This window comes from Henriciella pelagia (assembly GCF_002088945.1).
Lineage (GTDB): Bacteria > Pseudomonadota > Alphaproteobacteria > Caulobacterales > Hyphomonadaceae > Henriciella > Henriciella pelagia.
In genome coordinates this window covers 179,732-195,371 of sequence record NZ_NCSU01000008.1, presented here as the reverse complement: position 1 = coordinate 195,371, position 15,640 = coordinate 179,732, and the positions used below count along the sequence as shown (strand labels likewise).

Sequence of the window (15,640 nt, the reverse complement as noted above, 5' to 3'; positions counted from 1 at the left end):
GCTAGTTCAACATGTCTTGTAAAATACCACTTGGTTGAGGTGTTTTCGATCTGAAAACTTCATAGCGGCGGTACGTTCACCACCACACACGAAGCTTCGCAAGATCAAGCCTATCGAGCAATTAGTACTGGTTAGCTCCACGCGTCGCCGCGCTTCCACACCCAGCCTATCGACGTCGTAGTCTACGACGGCTCTCAAGGGAAACCTGGTTTTGAGGTGGGTTTCCCGCTTAGATGCATTCAGCGGTTATCCCTTCCATACATAGCTACCCTGCTGCGCGGCTGGCGCCACGACAGGTCCACCAGAGGTATGTCCATCCCGGTCCTCTCGTACTAAGGACAGATCCTCTCAAGTTTCCAACACCCACGGCAGATAGGGACCAAACTGTCTCACGACGTTCTGAACCCAGCTCACGTACCACTTTAATCGGCGAACAGCCGAACCCTTGGGACCTGCTCCAGCCCCAGGATGTGATGAGCCGACATCGAGGTGCCAAACGATGCCGTCGATATGGACTCTTGGGCATCATCAGCCTGTTATCCCCGGAGTACCTTTTATTCGTTGAGCGATGGCCCTTCCACTCGGGACCACCGGATCACTATGACCGACTTTCGTCTCTGCTCGAGTTGTCACTCTCGCAGTCAGGCAAGCTTATGCCATTGCACTCAACAGACGATGTCCGACCGTCTTGAGCTTACCATCGCGCGCCTCCGTTACTCTTTGGGAGGCGACCGCCCCAGTCAAACTGCCCACCAGGCTGGGTCCCGTCCCCATCCAGGGGAGCGGTTAGACATCACAAAGAATAAGGGTGGTATTTCAACGGCGGCTCCACTCAGACTGGCGCCCAAGCTTCAAAGCCTCCCACCTATCCTACACATACACTTTATGATGCCACAGCCAAGCTGCAGTAAAGGTTCACAGGGTCTTTCCGTCTGACCGCGGGTACCCCGCATCTTCACGGGGAATTCAATTTCGCTGAGTCGATGCTGGAGACAGTGGGGAAGTCGTTACGCCATTCGTGCAGGTCGGAACTTACCCGACAAGGAATTTCGCTACCTTAGGACCGTTATAGTTACGGCCGCCGTTCACCGGGGCTTCAATTCGGAGCTTGCACTCCTCCTTTTAACCTTCCGGCACCGGGCAGGCGTCAGACTGTATACGTCGCCTTACGGCTTCGCACAGCCCTGTGTTTTTGATAAACAGTCGCAACCCCCTGGTCTGTGCCCCTCATAGCTGGTTGCCCAGTATGAGGCCTCCTTCTCCCGAAGTTACGGAGGTAATTTGCCGAGTTCCTTCAGCATCGTTCTCTCAAGCGCCTTGGCATGCTCTGCCAGTCCACCTGTGTCGGTTTAGGGTACGGTCTTGCGGGAGGGCTATTTCCAGGGACTTCCAGGCTGCCTTTCCAATCCAATAAGGAAAGACAACTTTCGAAATCCGTCACACACTCCCAGGCCACAGAATATTAACTGTGTTCCCATCGACTACGCCTTTCGGCCTCGCCTTAGGGGCCGGCTAACCCTGCGCAGATTAGCTTTACGCAGGAACCCTTGGACTTTCGGCGAGAGGGTCTCTCACCCTCTTTATCGCTACTCATGTCAGCATTCTCACTTCTGATACCTCCAGCACACCTCACAGTGCACCTTCACAGGCTTACAGAACGCTCCGCTACCGCTCCAATGGAGCCCACGATTTCGGTATATAGCTTTAGCCCCGTTACATTTTCGGCGCAGGGTCGCTTGATGAGTGAGCTGTTACGCTTTCTTTAAAGGATGGCTGCTTCTAAGCCAACCTCCTCATTGTCTAAGCAACCCCACATCCTTTCACACTTAGCTATAATTTGGGGACCTTAATCGGTGGTCAGGGTTGTTTCCCTCTTCACGACGGACGTTAGCACCCGCCGTGTGTCTGCCAGATATTACTTCCAGGTATTCGGAGTTTGGTAAGGTTTGGTAAGACGGTGAGTCCCCCTAGCCCATCCAGTGCTCTACCCCCTGGAGTATTCATCTGACGCTCTACCTAAATAGATTTCGCGGAGAACCAGCTATCAGCAGATTTGATTGGCCTTTCACCCCTAGGCACAGGTCATCCGAGAACTTTTCAACGTTCAACGGTTCGGCCCTCCAGTGAGTGTTACCTCACCTTCAGCCTGCCCATGCATAGATCATCTGCCTTCGGGTCTAATGCTACGTACTCAGTCGCCCTATTCAGACTCGCTTTCGCTACGCCTACACCTAACGGCTTAAGCTTGCACGCAACACTAAGTCGCTGACCCATTATACAAAAGGTACGGTGTCACTCCGAAGAGCTCCACCTGCTTGTAGGCAACCGGTTTCAGGTACTGTTTCACTCCCCTCGTCGGGGTGCTTTTCATCTTTCCCTCACGGTACTGGTTCACTATCGGTCGGTAAGGAGTACTTAGGCTTGGAGGGTGGTCCCCCCATGTTCAGACAGGATTTCACGTGTCCCGCCCTACTCTAAAAGGTCTTCATTTTACGGATACGGGACTATCACCCACTTTGGTTGAGCTTCCCAGCTCATTCTCCTTGTTTCAGACCAGGCCTGGTCCGCGTTCGCTCGCCACTACTAACGGAGTATCAATTGATGTCCTTTCCTCCGGGTACTTAGATGTTTCAATTCCCCGGGTTTGCTTTTCAAAACCTATGTATTCAGTTTGAAATACCTCACTAATGAAATGAAAGACATCGGGCACACCGAAGTGCGCCAGTAGTCTCTCATCTCGGAGGTGGGTTTCCCCATTCAGAAATCACCGGATCAAAGGATGCTCTCGCCTCCCCGGTGCTTATCGCAGAGTGCCACGTCTTTCATCGCCTCTTACCGCCAAGACATCCCCCGGATGCCCTTTTGACGCTTGATCTCAATTCGAAACTCGTGTGCGGAGGTGAACGCACGCGCTCACACACTACACACTATTTTCAGATCAGACATGTTGGTTTCTTGCAGACTGACCCTTTGGCGTGAGCTGTTACGTCATACTCCTATGACACTCACGTTGTTCGGCTGAAGCTGGCATCACCAGACCCGAATAAATTCGAGCCGAGCGGCGATACAAGCCGGATCAGTCTTTCCCTCACGATTACAAACATCCCGGATACTGGATCCGGAAACTTGGATACTTCTTTCATTCGCCAAAGGCTTGGTGGAGCCTAGCGGGATCGAACCGCTGACCTCCTGAATGCAAATCAGGCGCTCTCCCAGCTGAGCTAAGGCCCCAAAACCGGAATGTGTCAGCAAAAGCATAGGCCCGGCGCATTCCCATAGGGTCGTGGTGGGCCGAGATGGAGTTGAACCATCGACCTCACGCTTATCAGGCGTGCGCTCTAACCACCTGAGCTACCGGCCCTAATCCCAGGACCCGGGGCTCGCTGAACTATGCCGTCCAGCTGGCCGGCACGGCGAATGAAGGAAGAGAAACGAAGACGGCACGAACAGCCGCATATGTTTTGCTGTCAGAGCGAGCTCTGCAGCGATTTTGCTAAAAGAGCTTTCGAAGTCTGCAAGCAGACAGTCAGAAAGCATCCTTAGAAAGGAGGTGATCCAGCCGCAGGTTCCCCTACGGCTACCTTGTTACGACTTCATCCCAGTCGCTGATCCTACCGTGGTCTGCTGCCTCCTAAGTTAGCGCACAGCCTTCGGGTAGAACCAACTCCCATGATGTGACGGGCGGTGTGTACAAGGCCCGGGAACGTATTCACCGTGGCATGCTGATCCACGATTACTAGCGATTCCAACTTCATGCCCTCGAGTTGCAGAGGACAATCTGAACTGAGACAGCTTTTGGGGATTATCCCATTGTCACTGCCATTGTAGCACGTGTGTAGCCCCGCGTGTAAGGGCCATGAGGACTTGACGTCATCCCCGCCTTCCTCCGGCTTAGCACCGGCAGTTTCCTTAGAGTGCCCACCCAGACGTGCTGGCAACTAAGGATAAGGGTTGCGCTCGTTGCGGGACTTAACCCAACATCTCACGACACGAGCTGACGACAGCCATGCAGCACCTGTGCACCTGCCAACTAAATGAAGGAAACCATCTCTGGTAACCAAACAGGGCATGTCAAACGCGGGTAAGGTTCTGCGCGTTGCTTCGAATTAAACCACATGCTCCACCGCTTGTGCGGGCCCCCGTCAATTTCTTTGAGTTTTAACCTTGCGGCCGTACTCCCCAGGCGGAATGCTTAATGCGTTAGCTGCGTCACCTGCACGCATGCGCGCAGACAACTAGCATTCATCGTTTACGGTGTGGACTACCAGGGTATCTAATCCTGTTTGCTCCCCACACTTTCGCGCCTCAGCGTCAGTACCAGTCCAGTTAGCCGCCTTCGCCACTGGTGTTCCACCGAATATCTACGAATTTCACCTCTACACTCGGTATTCCGCTAACCTCTCCTGGTCTCTAGGCTACCAGTTCCAAATGCAGTTCCGGAGTTGAGCTCCGGGCTTTCACATCTGGCTTAATAGCCCGCCTACGCGCGCTTTACGCCCAGTAATTCCGAACAACGCTAGCCCCCTTCGTATTACCGCGGCTGCTGGCACGAAGTTAGCCGGGGCTTCTTTACTAGGTACTGTCATTATCATCCCTAGCGAAAGAATTTTACAACCCTAAGGCCTTCATCATTCACGCGGCATGGCTGCATCAGGCTTTCGCCCATTGTGCAAGATTCCCCACTGCTGCCTCCCGTAGGAGTCTGGGCCGTGTCTCAGTCCCAGTGTGGCTGATCATCCTCTCAGACCAGCTATAGATCGTAGTCTTGGTAGGCCATTACCCCACCAACAAACTAATCTAACGCGGGCCGATCTTTCACCGATAAATCTTTCCCCCGGAGGGCGTATACGGTATTACCACTCGTTTCCAAGAGCTATTCCGTAGTGAAAGGCACGTTCCCACGCGTTACTCACCCGTCTGCCACTATGTCGTTCGACTTGCATGTGTTAAGCCTGCCGCCAGCGTTCGTTCTGAGCCAGAATCAAACTCTCAGGTTGAGTGTCCGATCTGACGTAAATCCGTCTCAGGAAAATGAGACGGCAATTGCTGATTGCAATTTGCGTTTTGACGGGAAACCCTAATCACAAACAATCCGGCCGAAACCGGATACATTATGAAAAGGTATTTCCTTGAAACGCATCGTCATGATCGTCATTGGGGCCTGAGGCCCCGCTAGCCGCTCATGCCGCCTGCGTTTCTCTTCCTAATCCCTGCGATGTCAAACAACCGGGCCGAGGCCCTTTTCTCGTCAGCGGAGCGTCGTGCCCCGCGTCGGAAGTGGCGGCTTATATGGTCCGCCGTTTTCCCCGTCAACACCCTTTTTTGCGCTTTCTGCAGAAGATCACAGTGACCTGCGAAACCTGCAATATTCAAAGCGCAGAACCCGGTCTCGACTGCCGCGGAAGCGGCCCCGATTTGGGTGGGCGTCTTCAGGAGAGAGGCGGCATATATGAGCCTTACCAAACTCCGTCAACACCCTTTTCTGCACCTTCTGCAGTCTTTGGCATAAAGCCGCTGAACCACAGTATTTAAAGCACAAACCGTACCGCAGAGGTTCTCACAAACCCCGTTGATCCGGCGGGTCTTTCCAGAAGGAGAGCGGCTTGTATGAGCCTGCCCGTCTCCCGTCAACAACCCTTCTGCACTTCTCTGCAGAAACTCGACACAAAGGCCATTTTCCGCAAATTTGGCGCAAAACGCTGCCTCACTGAGCCGGCAAACACCAGCCCCGCAAAGTCAGAGGCGTTTCAGATGGAACGGACCATATAGAATCTGTTCGGGGGTTTTGGCAAGCCCAAATATCACCCGAGAAGGGATTTATCCGCCCTTTATATAGTCCGCCATGGCATCGGCCTCGGCGCGCGTTTCCTCAATCTTCCACTTTACGAGATCGCCAATCGAGATAATACCGGCCAGCTCGCCGTCGCGCATGACCGGCAGGTGCCGGATCCGGCGGTCCGTCATGCGGCCGAGGCACTGGTCGATCGTCTCGGCAGGATTGGCCGTAATGACGCCCCGCGTCATCGATTCTTCCACGGTGAGATCAAGAGCGTCGCGCCCATGTCGAGCCACCTGGCGGGCAATGTCGCGCTCCGACAGGACGCCGGCAAGCGATGTCCCATTCATGGCGACAACCGCACCGATCTTCTTTTCGTCGAGCAGGCGAGCGGCGTCAGAGAGTGATTTTGACGCTTCGATCGTCGTCACGACATCACCCTTGGTCTTCAGAATCTGATCAATCAGCATCTGGGGTCCTCCTTCTTATCTGTTCTTTATACCGCACTCATATCACAGACGCGCGCGCGAGCGAAGGAATCAGTAATTACGGCTTCGCAAGCTGAAACGTGTCGTTTCGGGACGATTCGACCCGTCCAGAGCCGTCCAGGCACCAGATTCGCGGCCAGGCGTTCCCCTGGCAGACGAATTTCACTCTGCGCTTTCCCTCAGACTGGCATGCCCATTGCAAGCAGGTCGGGCATCAAACCCAAAAGGGATCGGCAGATGAAATTCACAACTGAAATCGTGACAGGGCTTCTGGGCATTGCGGGACTGACAGTCCTCGTCGCTGCCCCGCAGGCCAGCGCACAGGCAGCGTCAAGCATGTCTGACTTCGAACGCCCCTATGGCTACGCTTATGGACAGGAAAGCCAGCCGTATTCGGCAGGCACGCGTGACGCCTCTAACAACCGCGTCATCGTCAACGGCCTGATTGAAGGCGGTACCGGCCTCGGCCTCAGCCTCAATACGGGCTGGGGACAGACCGATGGCGGCTACGGCATGATCGGGACCGGCACCGCCGTCGGCAACCAGCTGAACGTGATCACGAACGGCAACAACAACACCGTGATCATCGACTCAACTCAAATCAACAATGGCGACCAGAACGTCTTTCTGAACGGGGAGCTCGACCTCAATGATTAATCTCACCACCCTCTTCGGCCTCGGCCGTGCAAAGGCCTCCGCCGCCGTTCTCGCCAGCGCCATGCTCGCAACAGGCTGTGTCTCGCCGGTTGCAGGTTCGAATGGCCTCTACACCAAGCCCATCGGCAACGCCCCGGTGACGGCAAACCCGACACCTTATTCCGAAGGTCTTGTCTGCATGGGCCACTATGCCCGCCAGTCCAACTACCGCGCGCCGCGAATCGCTGTTGGCCGCATCCTGGACTATACCGGCAAGGCTGACATTGAAGGCGGACGCCGCGTTACGCAGGGCGCTTCGCTCATGGCGATCTCCGCTTTCGCGAAATCCGGTGCTCGCCTCGTGGAGCGATTCGATACGTCGGTGTCCGAGCTTGAGCTGAAATACGCCAACAACAAGCTGATCGGCGACGACATTCCGGAAGATTTCCGCAAGATCACCGCAGGCTCGATCCCGGGTTCCGACTATTATCTTGTCGGCGGCATCACCGAGTTGAACTACAATATCCGTTCTGTCGGCGGTGACGCCTTTGTCGGCGACCTCGACGCGATGGATACCAAAGGCTCGATCGGCGCAAAGCTTTACGTGATCAATGTTGGTCTCGACCTTCGCCTGGTCGAAACCGAATCGCTCGAAGTCGTTGATGTGATCTCCTACCAGAAGCAGATCATCGGCCGCGAGGTTTCGCTTGGCATTTTCGATTTTGCCAATGGCAATGTTTTCGATGTGGGTGTCGGGGGACGCGCGCAGGAGCCGATCCAGCTGGCGATTCGTTCGGTTGTCGAACGCGCCGTGCTGGAGATGATGGCGAACCTTTATGCGGTTCCATCAGGCGACGTCTGCGCGCAAACCGCCGGTGCCATCTCGACCAATAGCGTCACGGGGGACTTCGTGCCACGCGGTGCACCGCTCGAAGAATATAACGGACCATCGCGCGAAGTTGCTTCTAACTGGCACAGCAAGCGCGACACATCCCTGCGCGGCCGCAATTGATCGGCCCGCAGACACCCCTCGCATGAACGGAGGCTGAGATGATCAGCAAGAAAACCCGGATCTCAACCCTTCTGGCGCTCGCCATGTCGGCCTCGACCATCGCAATCGCCCAGGAGGCCGGCACAATCGACCAGGTCCAGATGGGCGATGTGTGGTCGGACATGAATGTCTACGTGCCGGACTACACGCCTGAAGTTGCTTCGACGTCCACCGCGGTCGGAAACGCAGCGGCAGCCGTCCGCAATTCGGGCGACATCACCGCGACGGTTCGCCAGGACTTCAATGCAAGCGCCACGGCGACAAACTCCCTGCGCGGCTATTCGGCAGATACAGCCGTGTCGACGACCACCGCCTATGGCAATGCCATCACCAGCGGCACCGATTACGGCACGAACACACTCTGGGGCACGCAGACGGCATCCGGCACCATTACCGCGAACAGCGAGATGGAACTGCTCGGCACCGCGACCGTATCCAGCGCAACGACCGCCATCGCCAACGTCTCTTCGAGCGACAATAATTTCGGCACCAATATCGCGGACCAGACGCAGTACAGCTCTGCCAATGTCCGCGCCGAAACCGATGCTGACGCCTGCTGCGACGGCTATTATGCGAGCTATGCGACTGTGGCCGGGGGCAACGCAACCTCGTCGACGGGCTATACGAGCAGCAATTACAATCGCGCGCTCCAGAAGACAGAAGCTGGTTCGACCATTACCGGCGTCACCGACGTCTACATGAATGATGGCACGAACGTCACCGCATCGACCAACAGTTTCGGCAACTCCGCGACGGTCAACAATGAGTGGGGCTATGCCACGCTCGGCCTCGAGGGTGCACCAACGACGCAGGTCAATGGTGCCGATGTCGATGCCCAGTCCTATGTCACGCTCGACCACTGGTCCGGCTTTGCAACCTCCAGCGCCTATGGCGTCGGCAACTCCGCCCTGATCTCGAACATCGGGTCGGACACGGCAATCTATGCCGACCAGACCAATGACGGCACCGTCGGCAGCCAGGCGAGCTTTACTGGCCAGTCCTGGACGGGCGGCACCGGCATCGTGACCTCGACTGCCATCGGCAACGCGGCGACCGCAACCGTCTGCAACTATTGCAGCGACGGCGCTGTCGGCGGCCAGATCAACCAGGTCAATAACGGTCAGACTTACGCAACCGGCTCGGCACACGTCGCCTATGGCGGCGCGGTCTATGGCTCCGCAACAGCAATTGGCAACTCTGCCACACTCCAATCAATCGGCGACTAAGTTCTTCCGATTGTGGATCTGCCGATCCAGACCCTCCGCTCCCTCACGGGACCGGAGGGTTTTCGGTTTTCAGTCAGGAATTATTCAAAGGTCTCCGCGATGCCGCCACTGTTGATGGCTTGCTGAGCCTTGTTCAAGCGGCTGGCAAAGGATAGCAGGAACACCGCGCAGATGACGCCAGTCACGCTCGTGACAATATCGAGATAGTTTGTCGTGATAAACAGGTCAAAGTCGGTGATCTCGTCATCAAACGCGCCCGAACTGATGGACAGGCGGAATGAAATATTGCTGATGATGGTCGTGATCAGCCAGAACGTCCACCAAAGGCCAACAGCCAGCGGCACTTTGGGATTGGCGCCGCTCGCCCGCATCGACCCGCGCCAGATCTGAAGGACACCCTCCACAGGCTTCCACAAATTGGCGATCGGAATAAAGAAATACCCCCACACCCAGCCCGGCGGCATCGTCGCATCCTTGGCGCCCACCGCCTGAACATTGTTCATGCTCCGGTGAAAGAAACGGGCATAGGTGAACATACAAAGCACGAACAGGACGATATAGAGAATGCCGAGCGGCGCAGCGACCATGTCGATGGCTGTTCCGGCTGCGATGATGTCCTGATCCGTCGCGTAGTAGCCGCTTTCGACACGGTCAAAAAAGACAAGCGTGACGATGATGCTGACCATCAGCGCGAGATCCACGACAATGTAAGAGATCATCGCGTATTTTAGCCATGCCCAGAGATTCCCGATCGGTTTGACCTTTCGTGATCTGGAAGCCTTGTCCCTCGCCGGCGGCGGCACAGTTTCTTCAATTGTCGAAGCGCTCATGAAGTTCCCCCGCTCGGCCCGATCACGCTCAATCTCGAACATGATTTGCCGGGAAAACTCAACCAAAACTTTCGAAACTGGCCCGCGCTGTAATCTGGACTAGGTCATCGGCATGCTCATTCGAATTTTCCTGGCCCTGATCGCCCTCATGTTCCTCGTCTTTGGTCTGTGGTCGCTGTTCGATCCGCTCGGCATGACGGCGCAGCTCGGCGTCGAGACGAGCGGCCCGAACAATGTGTTCGAGATGCGCGGCATCTATGGCGGGGTCAGCCTCGGGGCTGCGGCGCTCACCGGCCTTGGCGCAGCTCAACCCGCCGGCTTCGAGCGCCCTGCCCTCTGGTTTCTCGCCGCCTATATGGGCGGTTACACCCTGTCCCGCGCTGTCTCTCTGATACTCGGGGACACCCCGACACTGTCCAGCTGGGGCTTTGCCTCATTTGAAGTCCTGACCTTCATCCTGGCATGCATCGCCCTTCGCGTTCGCGGCAACAGAAAAAGCCCCGCCTGAGAGACGGGGCTTTGCCTGTTTTCGCTGGCCTGAAAGCCTAGAAGTTTACCTTGAACTCTGCGCCGTACATGGTCGGCAGGCCCGGATAGACCGCAATGGTCCCGGTCTGCTCAGGCACAACAAAGGCGGAGAGGTTGTAGTATTCGTCAGTGATGTTCTCGCCGAAGATCGAGAACTCCCATGAACCGTCCGCCGCCTGCAGGCCGATCCGGCCGCCAATCAGCGCAAAGGCGTCATTGTCGGCAATACCGGCCGTCGCCGCCGAGGCGATATGTTCGGAATTGTAGCGCGCATTGAGGTGGAACAGGCCGCGCAGGTCCGGCGTGAAATCGTAGAGGTACGTGCCAGACGCCGTCACGACATGCTCGGGGATCAGCGTCAGCTGTTCTCCGCCGCGGGCCAGCAGTTCAAATGTGCCATCCCCGCGCGGGGTGAGCACATCGTCTTCGCGCTCCGCCTTGGTGTAGGCATAGCCTGCCTGCAGCGTCAGGCCGGCAACCGGCTGGATCGAGCTGTCGAGCTCAAGGCCATAGCTTTCGACATCAGAGTTGATCACGCGGAAATTCGTCCCCGTGAAGAAGTTCTCCTGGAAGTCGGACACCTGCTGATAGAACAGGGCACCGTTAAGCGTGGCATCGATCGCGTTGAAAGTCGTCTTCCAGCCAAGCTCATAGCTGTCGACGGTTTCAGCATCGAACTGCAGGTCCGAAGGCTGAGCACCATCGCCGCCGAACAGCACGCTGTCAAAGCCCGACCGGTCGAGATTGTAGCCGCCAGATTTGAAGCCGCGTGCATAGGAAATGTAGGACATGAAGTCCGGCGTGAATTCATAGGCGAGCTTGGCGGTACCAGTCACCTGCGTCTCGTCGAAGCTGTCGCTGTCGGTCCCGTTATATTCGGAATTGATCGCCGGGTTACAGGCGAGTAGCGCGAGCTGGGTCGCACCAATCGCCGAGAGCTGGGCCAGTACGGACTGACCATTCGGCGTAAAGAAGAAATCGCAGGTCGGTGCAGATGAGAAGATGTCGTATTCGAGATCCTTCTCCTCATAGTTCAGCCTGGCACCGAGCGTTGCGGTCAGCTTGTCAGTCAGGAAGACTTCATTGTGCGTGAACAGCGCTGCGGCGTTCGTGGTTACCTGATAGTCGTCACTGTTCTGGCCGTCGCCATCGCCAAGCCCCGGAATGAGGAATGGCGCAAGGCCAGCAGGCACGCCGGGAGCAATACGAAGCGCAGGAGCGCCGTTCGGCAATGTCACGAACAGGCTTGGAATGCCGGGCACGGACCCGGTCAGCTGGAAACCTGACGGTGCCAGCGGATTGGCTGTCGCCCCTGCGGAAACGAGATCGGTGTAGAGATTGGCCTGCGTACCGGTCTGGATCGTATCGGTATATTGCAGCTCCTCATTCATGAAGAATGCACCGACCAGCCAGTCGACATTACCCATCGTGTCCTGGAGACGGAACTCCTGTGTGAACACCTTGTCCTTGATACCCGTGCCATCGCGATAAGCGCGGTCAATGCCGGAGAAGTCGACATCCTGTCCGCGTGTCGCCTGCCAGTCGCGATAGGCGGTCACGGATGTGAAATTCATCGTGCCAAACCGGTTCTTGTATTCACCGGAAACGCCCCACTCCTCGACATCGTCAGAAATGTCCCGGTTCGGCGAGAGCGCAACCTTCAGTTCGTCAGGATCATCATTCACAAAGCCCTGCAGGCCGGCGAAGCTCGACGCGAGGCTGACGGCAGCGGCTGTCGGGCCCTGCACGAGGTTCACACCGATACAGCAGTCTTCGTTCGTCTGACCGTAATCACCGATAAGGCGGAAGCTCGCATTGTCATTGTTCTCCCAGAGGAGTTGTCCCCGCATCAGGAAGCGATCGAGATTGTTGAGATCACGATCACTGTTCACATCGTCAATATAGCCATCGCGGGCGCGCTTGCGGATATCGAAACGTCCGGCGAGGTTCTCGGTGATCCCGCCGGTGGTAGAGGCCTCAACGGTATACATGCTGTAATTTCCAGCCCCGACCTCGATATAGGCATTCGGGTCGAACTGCGGCTTGGCGGTATTGATCGATACCACGCCAGCAGATGTGTTGCGGCCGAACAGCGTGCCTTGCGGACCGCGCAGGACTTCGACCCCGGCAAGTTCAGGAAGTTCGGACAGGGCGATGCCGGTCCGCGTGCGGTACACCCCATCAATGGCCACACCCACGGCTGGCTCGAACCCTGGATTGTTGGATCCGGTACCGATGCCACGAATGGCGATGCTCGTCCCTGAAGCGGCAGATTCGGTCTGGGATACACGGATGGACGGCGCGATCTGCTCGATGTCGTTCAGACGGGCAACCCCTGTATCTTCGAGAAGGGCAGCATCGAACGCCGTGACTGACACTGGCACATCCTGCACAGTCGTGCCTTCGCGGCGGGTCGCTTCAACCACCACGGCATTCAGTCGGCGCGGGGCTTCTTCGGCTTCTTCTTCCTGCGCATTCGCGGCTGACACCGGAGCGGCCATCAGGGCGCTCAGACCAACGCCAACGCAAAGCGATGCCTTGAAGATGGAAATTTGTGAACGAGTTTTGGGAGGTTGCCTCATGTCTCACGTCTCCTGAATCCGTGGATTATTTTTTTCTGGCGCGAATCACGCGCTCCTTAAGGCCTACCAACGCCATGCATGGATGCAACGTGGTAAAGCGGCAACACCGCAAATATTCAGGCGAACAATCTGTGACACCAAAAGAAAAGCCCCGCGCATGGCGGGGCCTTCCTGCTGTATTCATTACGGTTCGACGTCTGTCCTAGTAAACGCCCTGGCCCACGCCGCCATCGAAGACCATCGAGCCGCCAGCGGTCGCGCGAACCTTCTGGACTTCGCGCGTCACTGATTTCATGACCGTGCGCTGCTGCGGCACACACACCTTCTCAGCGTGGCGTCCCTCGAACACCTTGATGCCCGGACCGTGCCGACGCAGCAGTGAGCGCTCATTGCAGTCGCGCTGTGGTTTTTGCGGTGCGCAAGACAGCTGGCCGCCAGGCTTGAAGACTAGCGCTTCACCCTTGGCGCAGGCCATGGACTGGCCCTGATCGAAGCTGGCCTTGCCATCCGTCACAGACCCGATCGTGACCTGGAGGCGCGATCCGGCCACACAGCGGTAGATCTCGCCAGAAAAGCCCGAAGCGATGGACTGGCCGCCATCGACCTGAGACGCTGGATGTGGCGAGCCGGTATCATCAATACAGACCGCCTGAACCGCGCGCCAGGACGTCTTGTAGCTGATCTCATCGACACAGTATTCTTCAATGGTCGGCACCTGCTCGACGACTTTCTCAGTATAATACTCTTCCCCGCCGACGACATTCAGATTGTCGATGGCGGTCATGCCGACAGGCGCAGGGCCGCTGAAGCCGCCACCGCCGCCTGCATAAGCTACCACTTCGGAACTCGCCGACGCCGCTGCCGAAACATTGAGATTGGTCTGGGCCGAGAAGTTCAGTGTGCCACCACCGACATTCACATTGCTGCCGCCAATCGAGATATTCGGTCCGGCGACATTGACGCCTGGGACAAATACGCCGTGGTTTCGCCCGCCGGTACAGCAAGGCGATCCATTATTGGGATTATAGCTCGGCGGCGGTGGCGGCGGCGCATTACAGCCATTGCAGCTGCCTTTGCCGCCTCCTGCAGTCGCTGCGGCCGTGAGGGCAATAATGGCTGCGATACCCGCGCCGGCGATGAATGTGTATCGTGTTGAAACGCGCATGACGTGTCTCCGTGGCTCTTCGCCTCTCAAGAAGCACGTTCCATGCCGCAGCTCGCGTGACCCGCGAAAAATGTCCCAGACCGGCAAGGAATACGCCTCTCGGGTGTTGGGAAGCGTCTGGCCCGCGCCTTGCGACGGCCGTCTCGAACCAGGCGCACGCTGTGCCTACAGTAATAAGTATAAGAGTGACCAAACCGGAATGCTGGACCGCACGCTTCACCCGAACAGCCAGACCCTGCTGACCGCCTGGCAGCGCATGAACGCCGTACACACGGACGGTTCCGCCGCGCCCGCCACACGCGATCATCCAGATCTCGTTTCACGTCTTTTCGTGATTCAGGATGCCGGGGACAGCGACTGGGTTTTCCGGACAGCTGGCGAGCAGATCCAGGCCTCTCTTGGCCGCCAGCTAACAGATCACAACTTCCTGAACTTCTGGGCCGGGCATGACCGGGCCATGCTGGAACTCTTTCTCAAATCGATCCTTGAAGAACGCCTGCCAGGCGTGGTCCGCGGCCGTGGGGAGTCGCTGACGGGCGAGCGCGTTGACCTGGAACTCATCCTGGCACCGCTCGCCAAGCCGCCTCACAAGGATGGCGGCGCGCGCATTCTCGGCCTCTATCAGACGCTCGGCGGAGAGATGTTCCTGCGTGGCCGGCCTGTCTGGCGCCACCGTGTAACCGCCCTCTTCCCGCCCGACAGCGGGAAACCGGAACCACACCTCAAGCTGGTGGCCAGCAACGATATCGACTAGCCGTCGATTCGCTTCAGCCCTTTGCTGAAGCGCTTCCAGTTGTCGACATAGACCTGCGCCGACGCGGCGATCATCTGAGCAGCACCCTCATCAAGCTGCCGGACGACCTTTCCCGGCGCGCCCATGACCAGCGAATTGTCAGGAATCTCCTTGCCTTCGGGGATCAGTGAATGTGCCCCGATAATGCAGTTCCTGCCAATCTTCGCCCGGTTCAGGATGGTTGAGCCGATGCCAATCAGTGTCCCGTCGCCAATCGTGCACCCGTGCAGCATCACCATATGCCCAACGGTTACCTTCTTTCCGATGGTCAGCGGAACGCCAAGATCGGTGTGCAGGACGCTGCCATCCTGAATGTTGGAGTCTTCGCCGATCTCGATCGGGTCATTGTCGCCGCGCAGCACCGCATTGAACCAGACGCTCGCATTCTCGCGCAGAATCACATTGCCGAGAACCGTGGCGTTTTCGGCGACCCAGTACTTGCCGCTCTGCGGTGTGCTCGGTTTGACGCCATCGAGTTCATAGAGTGCCATATTTCTGGTCCTTCCGTGTCACTAAAATTTCTTACGCAGCCTGACTGGTTAAGCGCGCATTAACCTTGGTAATC

At 57.1% G+C, this 15,640-nt stretch carries 10 protein-coding genes, 2 tRNA genes and 2 rRNA genes; 5 read left to right on the top strand and 9 right to left on the bottom strand.

Annotated features, from left to right (window positions below; all coding sequences use genetic code 11):
• Window positions 1–100: 100 nt before the first annotated feature.
• The 5 genes from B8746_RS09050 to B8746_RS09025 form a co-directional block, all read right to left on the bottom strand.
• Window positions 101–2,875, bottom strand: a 23S ribosomal RNA gene (locus tag B8746_RS09050).
• Between the two features lie 280 nt (window positions 2,876–3,155).
• Window positions 3,156–3,231, bottom strand: a tRNA-Ala gene (locus B8746_RS09045).
• A gap of 53 nt (window positions 3,232–3,284) precedes the next feature.
• Window positions 3,285–3,361, bottom strand: a tRNA-Ile gene (locus tag B8746_RS09040).
• 182 nt (window positions 3,362–3,543) lie between these two features.
• Window positions 3,544–4,997 (bottom strand): 16S ribosomal RNA (locus B8746_RS09035).
• The 16S and 23S rRNA genes sit together here with 2 tRNA genes alongside, the layout of an rRNA operon.
• An 820-nt stretch (window positions 4,998–5,817) precedes the next feature.
• Window positions 5,818–6,246: a CBS domain-containing protein gene (locus B8746_RS09025; RefSeq protein ID WP_084393362.1), complete on the bottom strand. Its 429-nt coding sequence runs from the start codon at window positions 6,244–6,246 to the stop codon at window positions 5,818–5,820.
• Window positions 6,247–6,501: 255 nt separating this feature from the next.
• On the opposite strand from B8746_RS09025, the gene hfaA reads away from it, so the two are divergent.
• From hfaA to hfaD, 3 genes are read left to right on the top strand one after another with little or no spacing between them, the layout of a single operon-like run.
• Window positions 6,502–6,921, top strand: a complete 420-nt coding sequence (hfaA, locus tag B8746_RS09020) for a holdfast anchoring protein HfaA (RefSeq protein ID WP_084393397.1) — start codon at window positions 6,502–6,504, stop codon at window positions 6,919–6,921.
• Complete coding sequence (gene hfaB / locus B8746_RS09015; RefSeq protein ID WP_084393361.1) at window positions 6,914–7,912, top strand: holdfast anchoring protein HfaB; 999 nt, start codon at window positions 6,914–6,916, stop codon at window positions 7,910–7,912. Before hfaA ends, hfaB begins: the two co-directional genes overlap by 8 nt.
• Before the next feature lie 38 nt (window positions 7,913–7,950).
• Window positions 7,951–9,177, top strand: coding sequence for a holdfast anchor protein HfaD (hfaD, locus tag B8746_RS09010; protein ID WP_084393360.1), 1,227 nt, complete (start codon window positions 7,951–7,953; stop codon window positions 9,175–9,177).
• Window positions 9,178–9,257: 80 nt separating this feature from the next.
• Here the strand turns inward: hfaD and B8746_RS09005 are convergent, their stop codons facing one another.
• Window positions 9,258–10,007 carry a DUF4328 domain-containing protein gene (locus tag B8746_RS09005; protein WP_158084578.1) on the bottom strand — a complete coding sequence of 250 codons (750 nt, stop codon included), beginning with the start codon at window positions 10,005–10,007 and terminating at the stop codon, window positions 9,258–9,260.
• Between the two features lie 112 nt (window positions 10,008–10,119).
• On the opposite strand from B8746_RS09005, the gene B8746_RS09000 reads away from it, so the two are divergent.
• Window positions 10,120–10,515 carry a DUF4345 family protein gene (locus tag B8746_RS09000; protein WP_084393358.1) on the top strand — a complete coding sequence of 132 codons (396 nt, stop codon included), beginning with the start codon at window positions 10,120–10,122 and terminating at the stop codon, window positions 10,513–10,515.
• 37 nt (window positions 10,516–10,552) lie between these two features.
• Here the strand turns inward: B8746_RS09000 and B8746_RS08995 are convergent, their stop codons facing one another.
• Together B8746_RS08995 and B8746_RS08990 are read right to left on the bottom strand one after the other, a co-directional pair.
• Entirely contained in the window at window positions 10,553–13,117 is a 2,565-nt protein-coding gene (locus B8746_RS08995) for a TonB-dependent receptor (protein WP_084393357.1), read from the bottom strand.
• Window positions 13,118–13,319: 202 nt separating this feature from the next.
• Window positions 13,320–14,282, bottom strand: coding sequence for a hypothetical protein (locus tag B8746_RS08990; protein ID WP_143434565.1), 963 nt, complete (start codon window positions 14,280–14,282; stop codon window positions 13,320–13,322).
• Between the two features lie 199 nt (window positions 14,283–14,481).
• Here B8746_RS08990 and B8746_RS08985 point away from each other — a divergent pair, with 199 nt between their 5' ends.
• Window positions 14,482–15,036 (top strand): PAS domain-containing protein, encoded by a 555-nt coding sequence (locus tag B8746_RS08985; protein ID WP_158084577.1) that lies wholly within the window; start codon window positions 14,482–14,484, stop codon window positions 15,034–15,036.
• On the opposite strand, the gene B8746_RS08980 is transcribed toward B8746_RS08985, so the two are convergent.
• Window positions 15,033–15,566, bottom strand: a complete 534-nt coding sequence (locus B8746_RS08980) for a gamma carbonic anhydrase family protein (RefSeq protein WP_084393354.1) — start codon at window positions 15,564–15,566, stop codon at window positions 15,033–15,035. The two genes, B8746_RS08985 and B8746_RS08980, sit on opposite strands and share 4 nt — an antisense overlap.
• Between the last annotated feature and the right edge of the window lie 74 nt (window positions 15,567–15,640).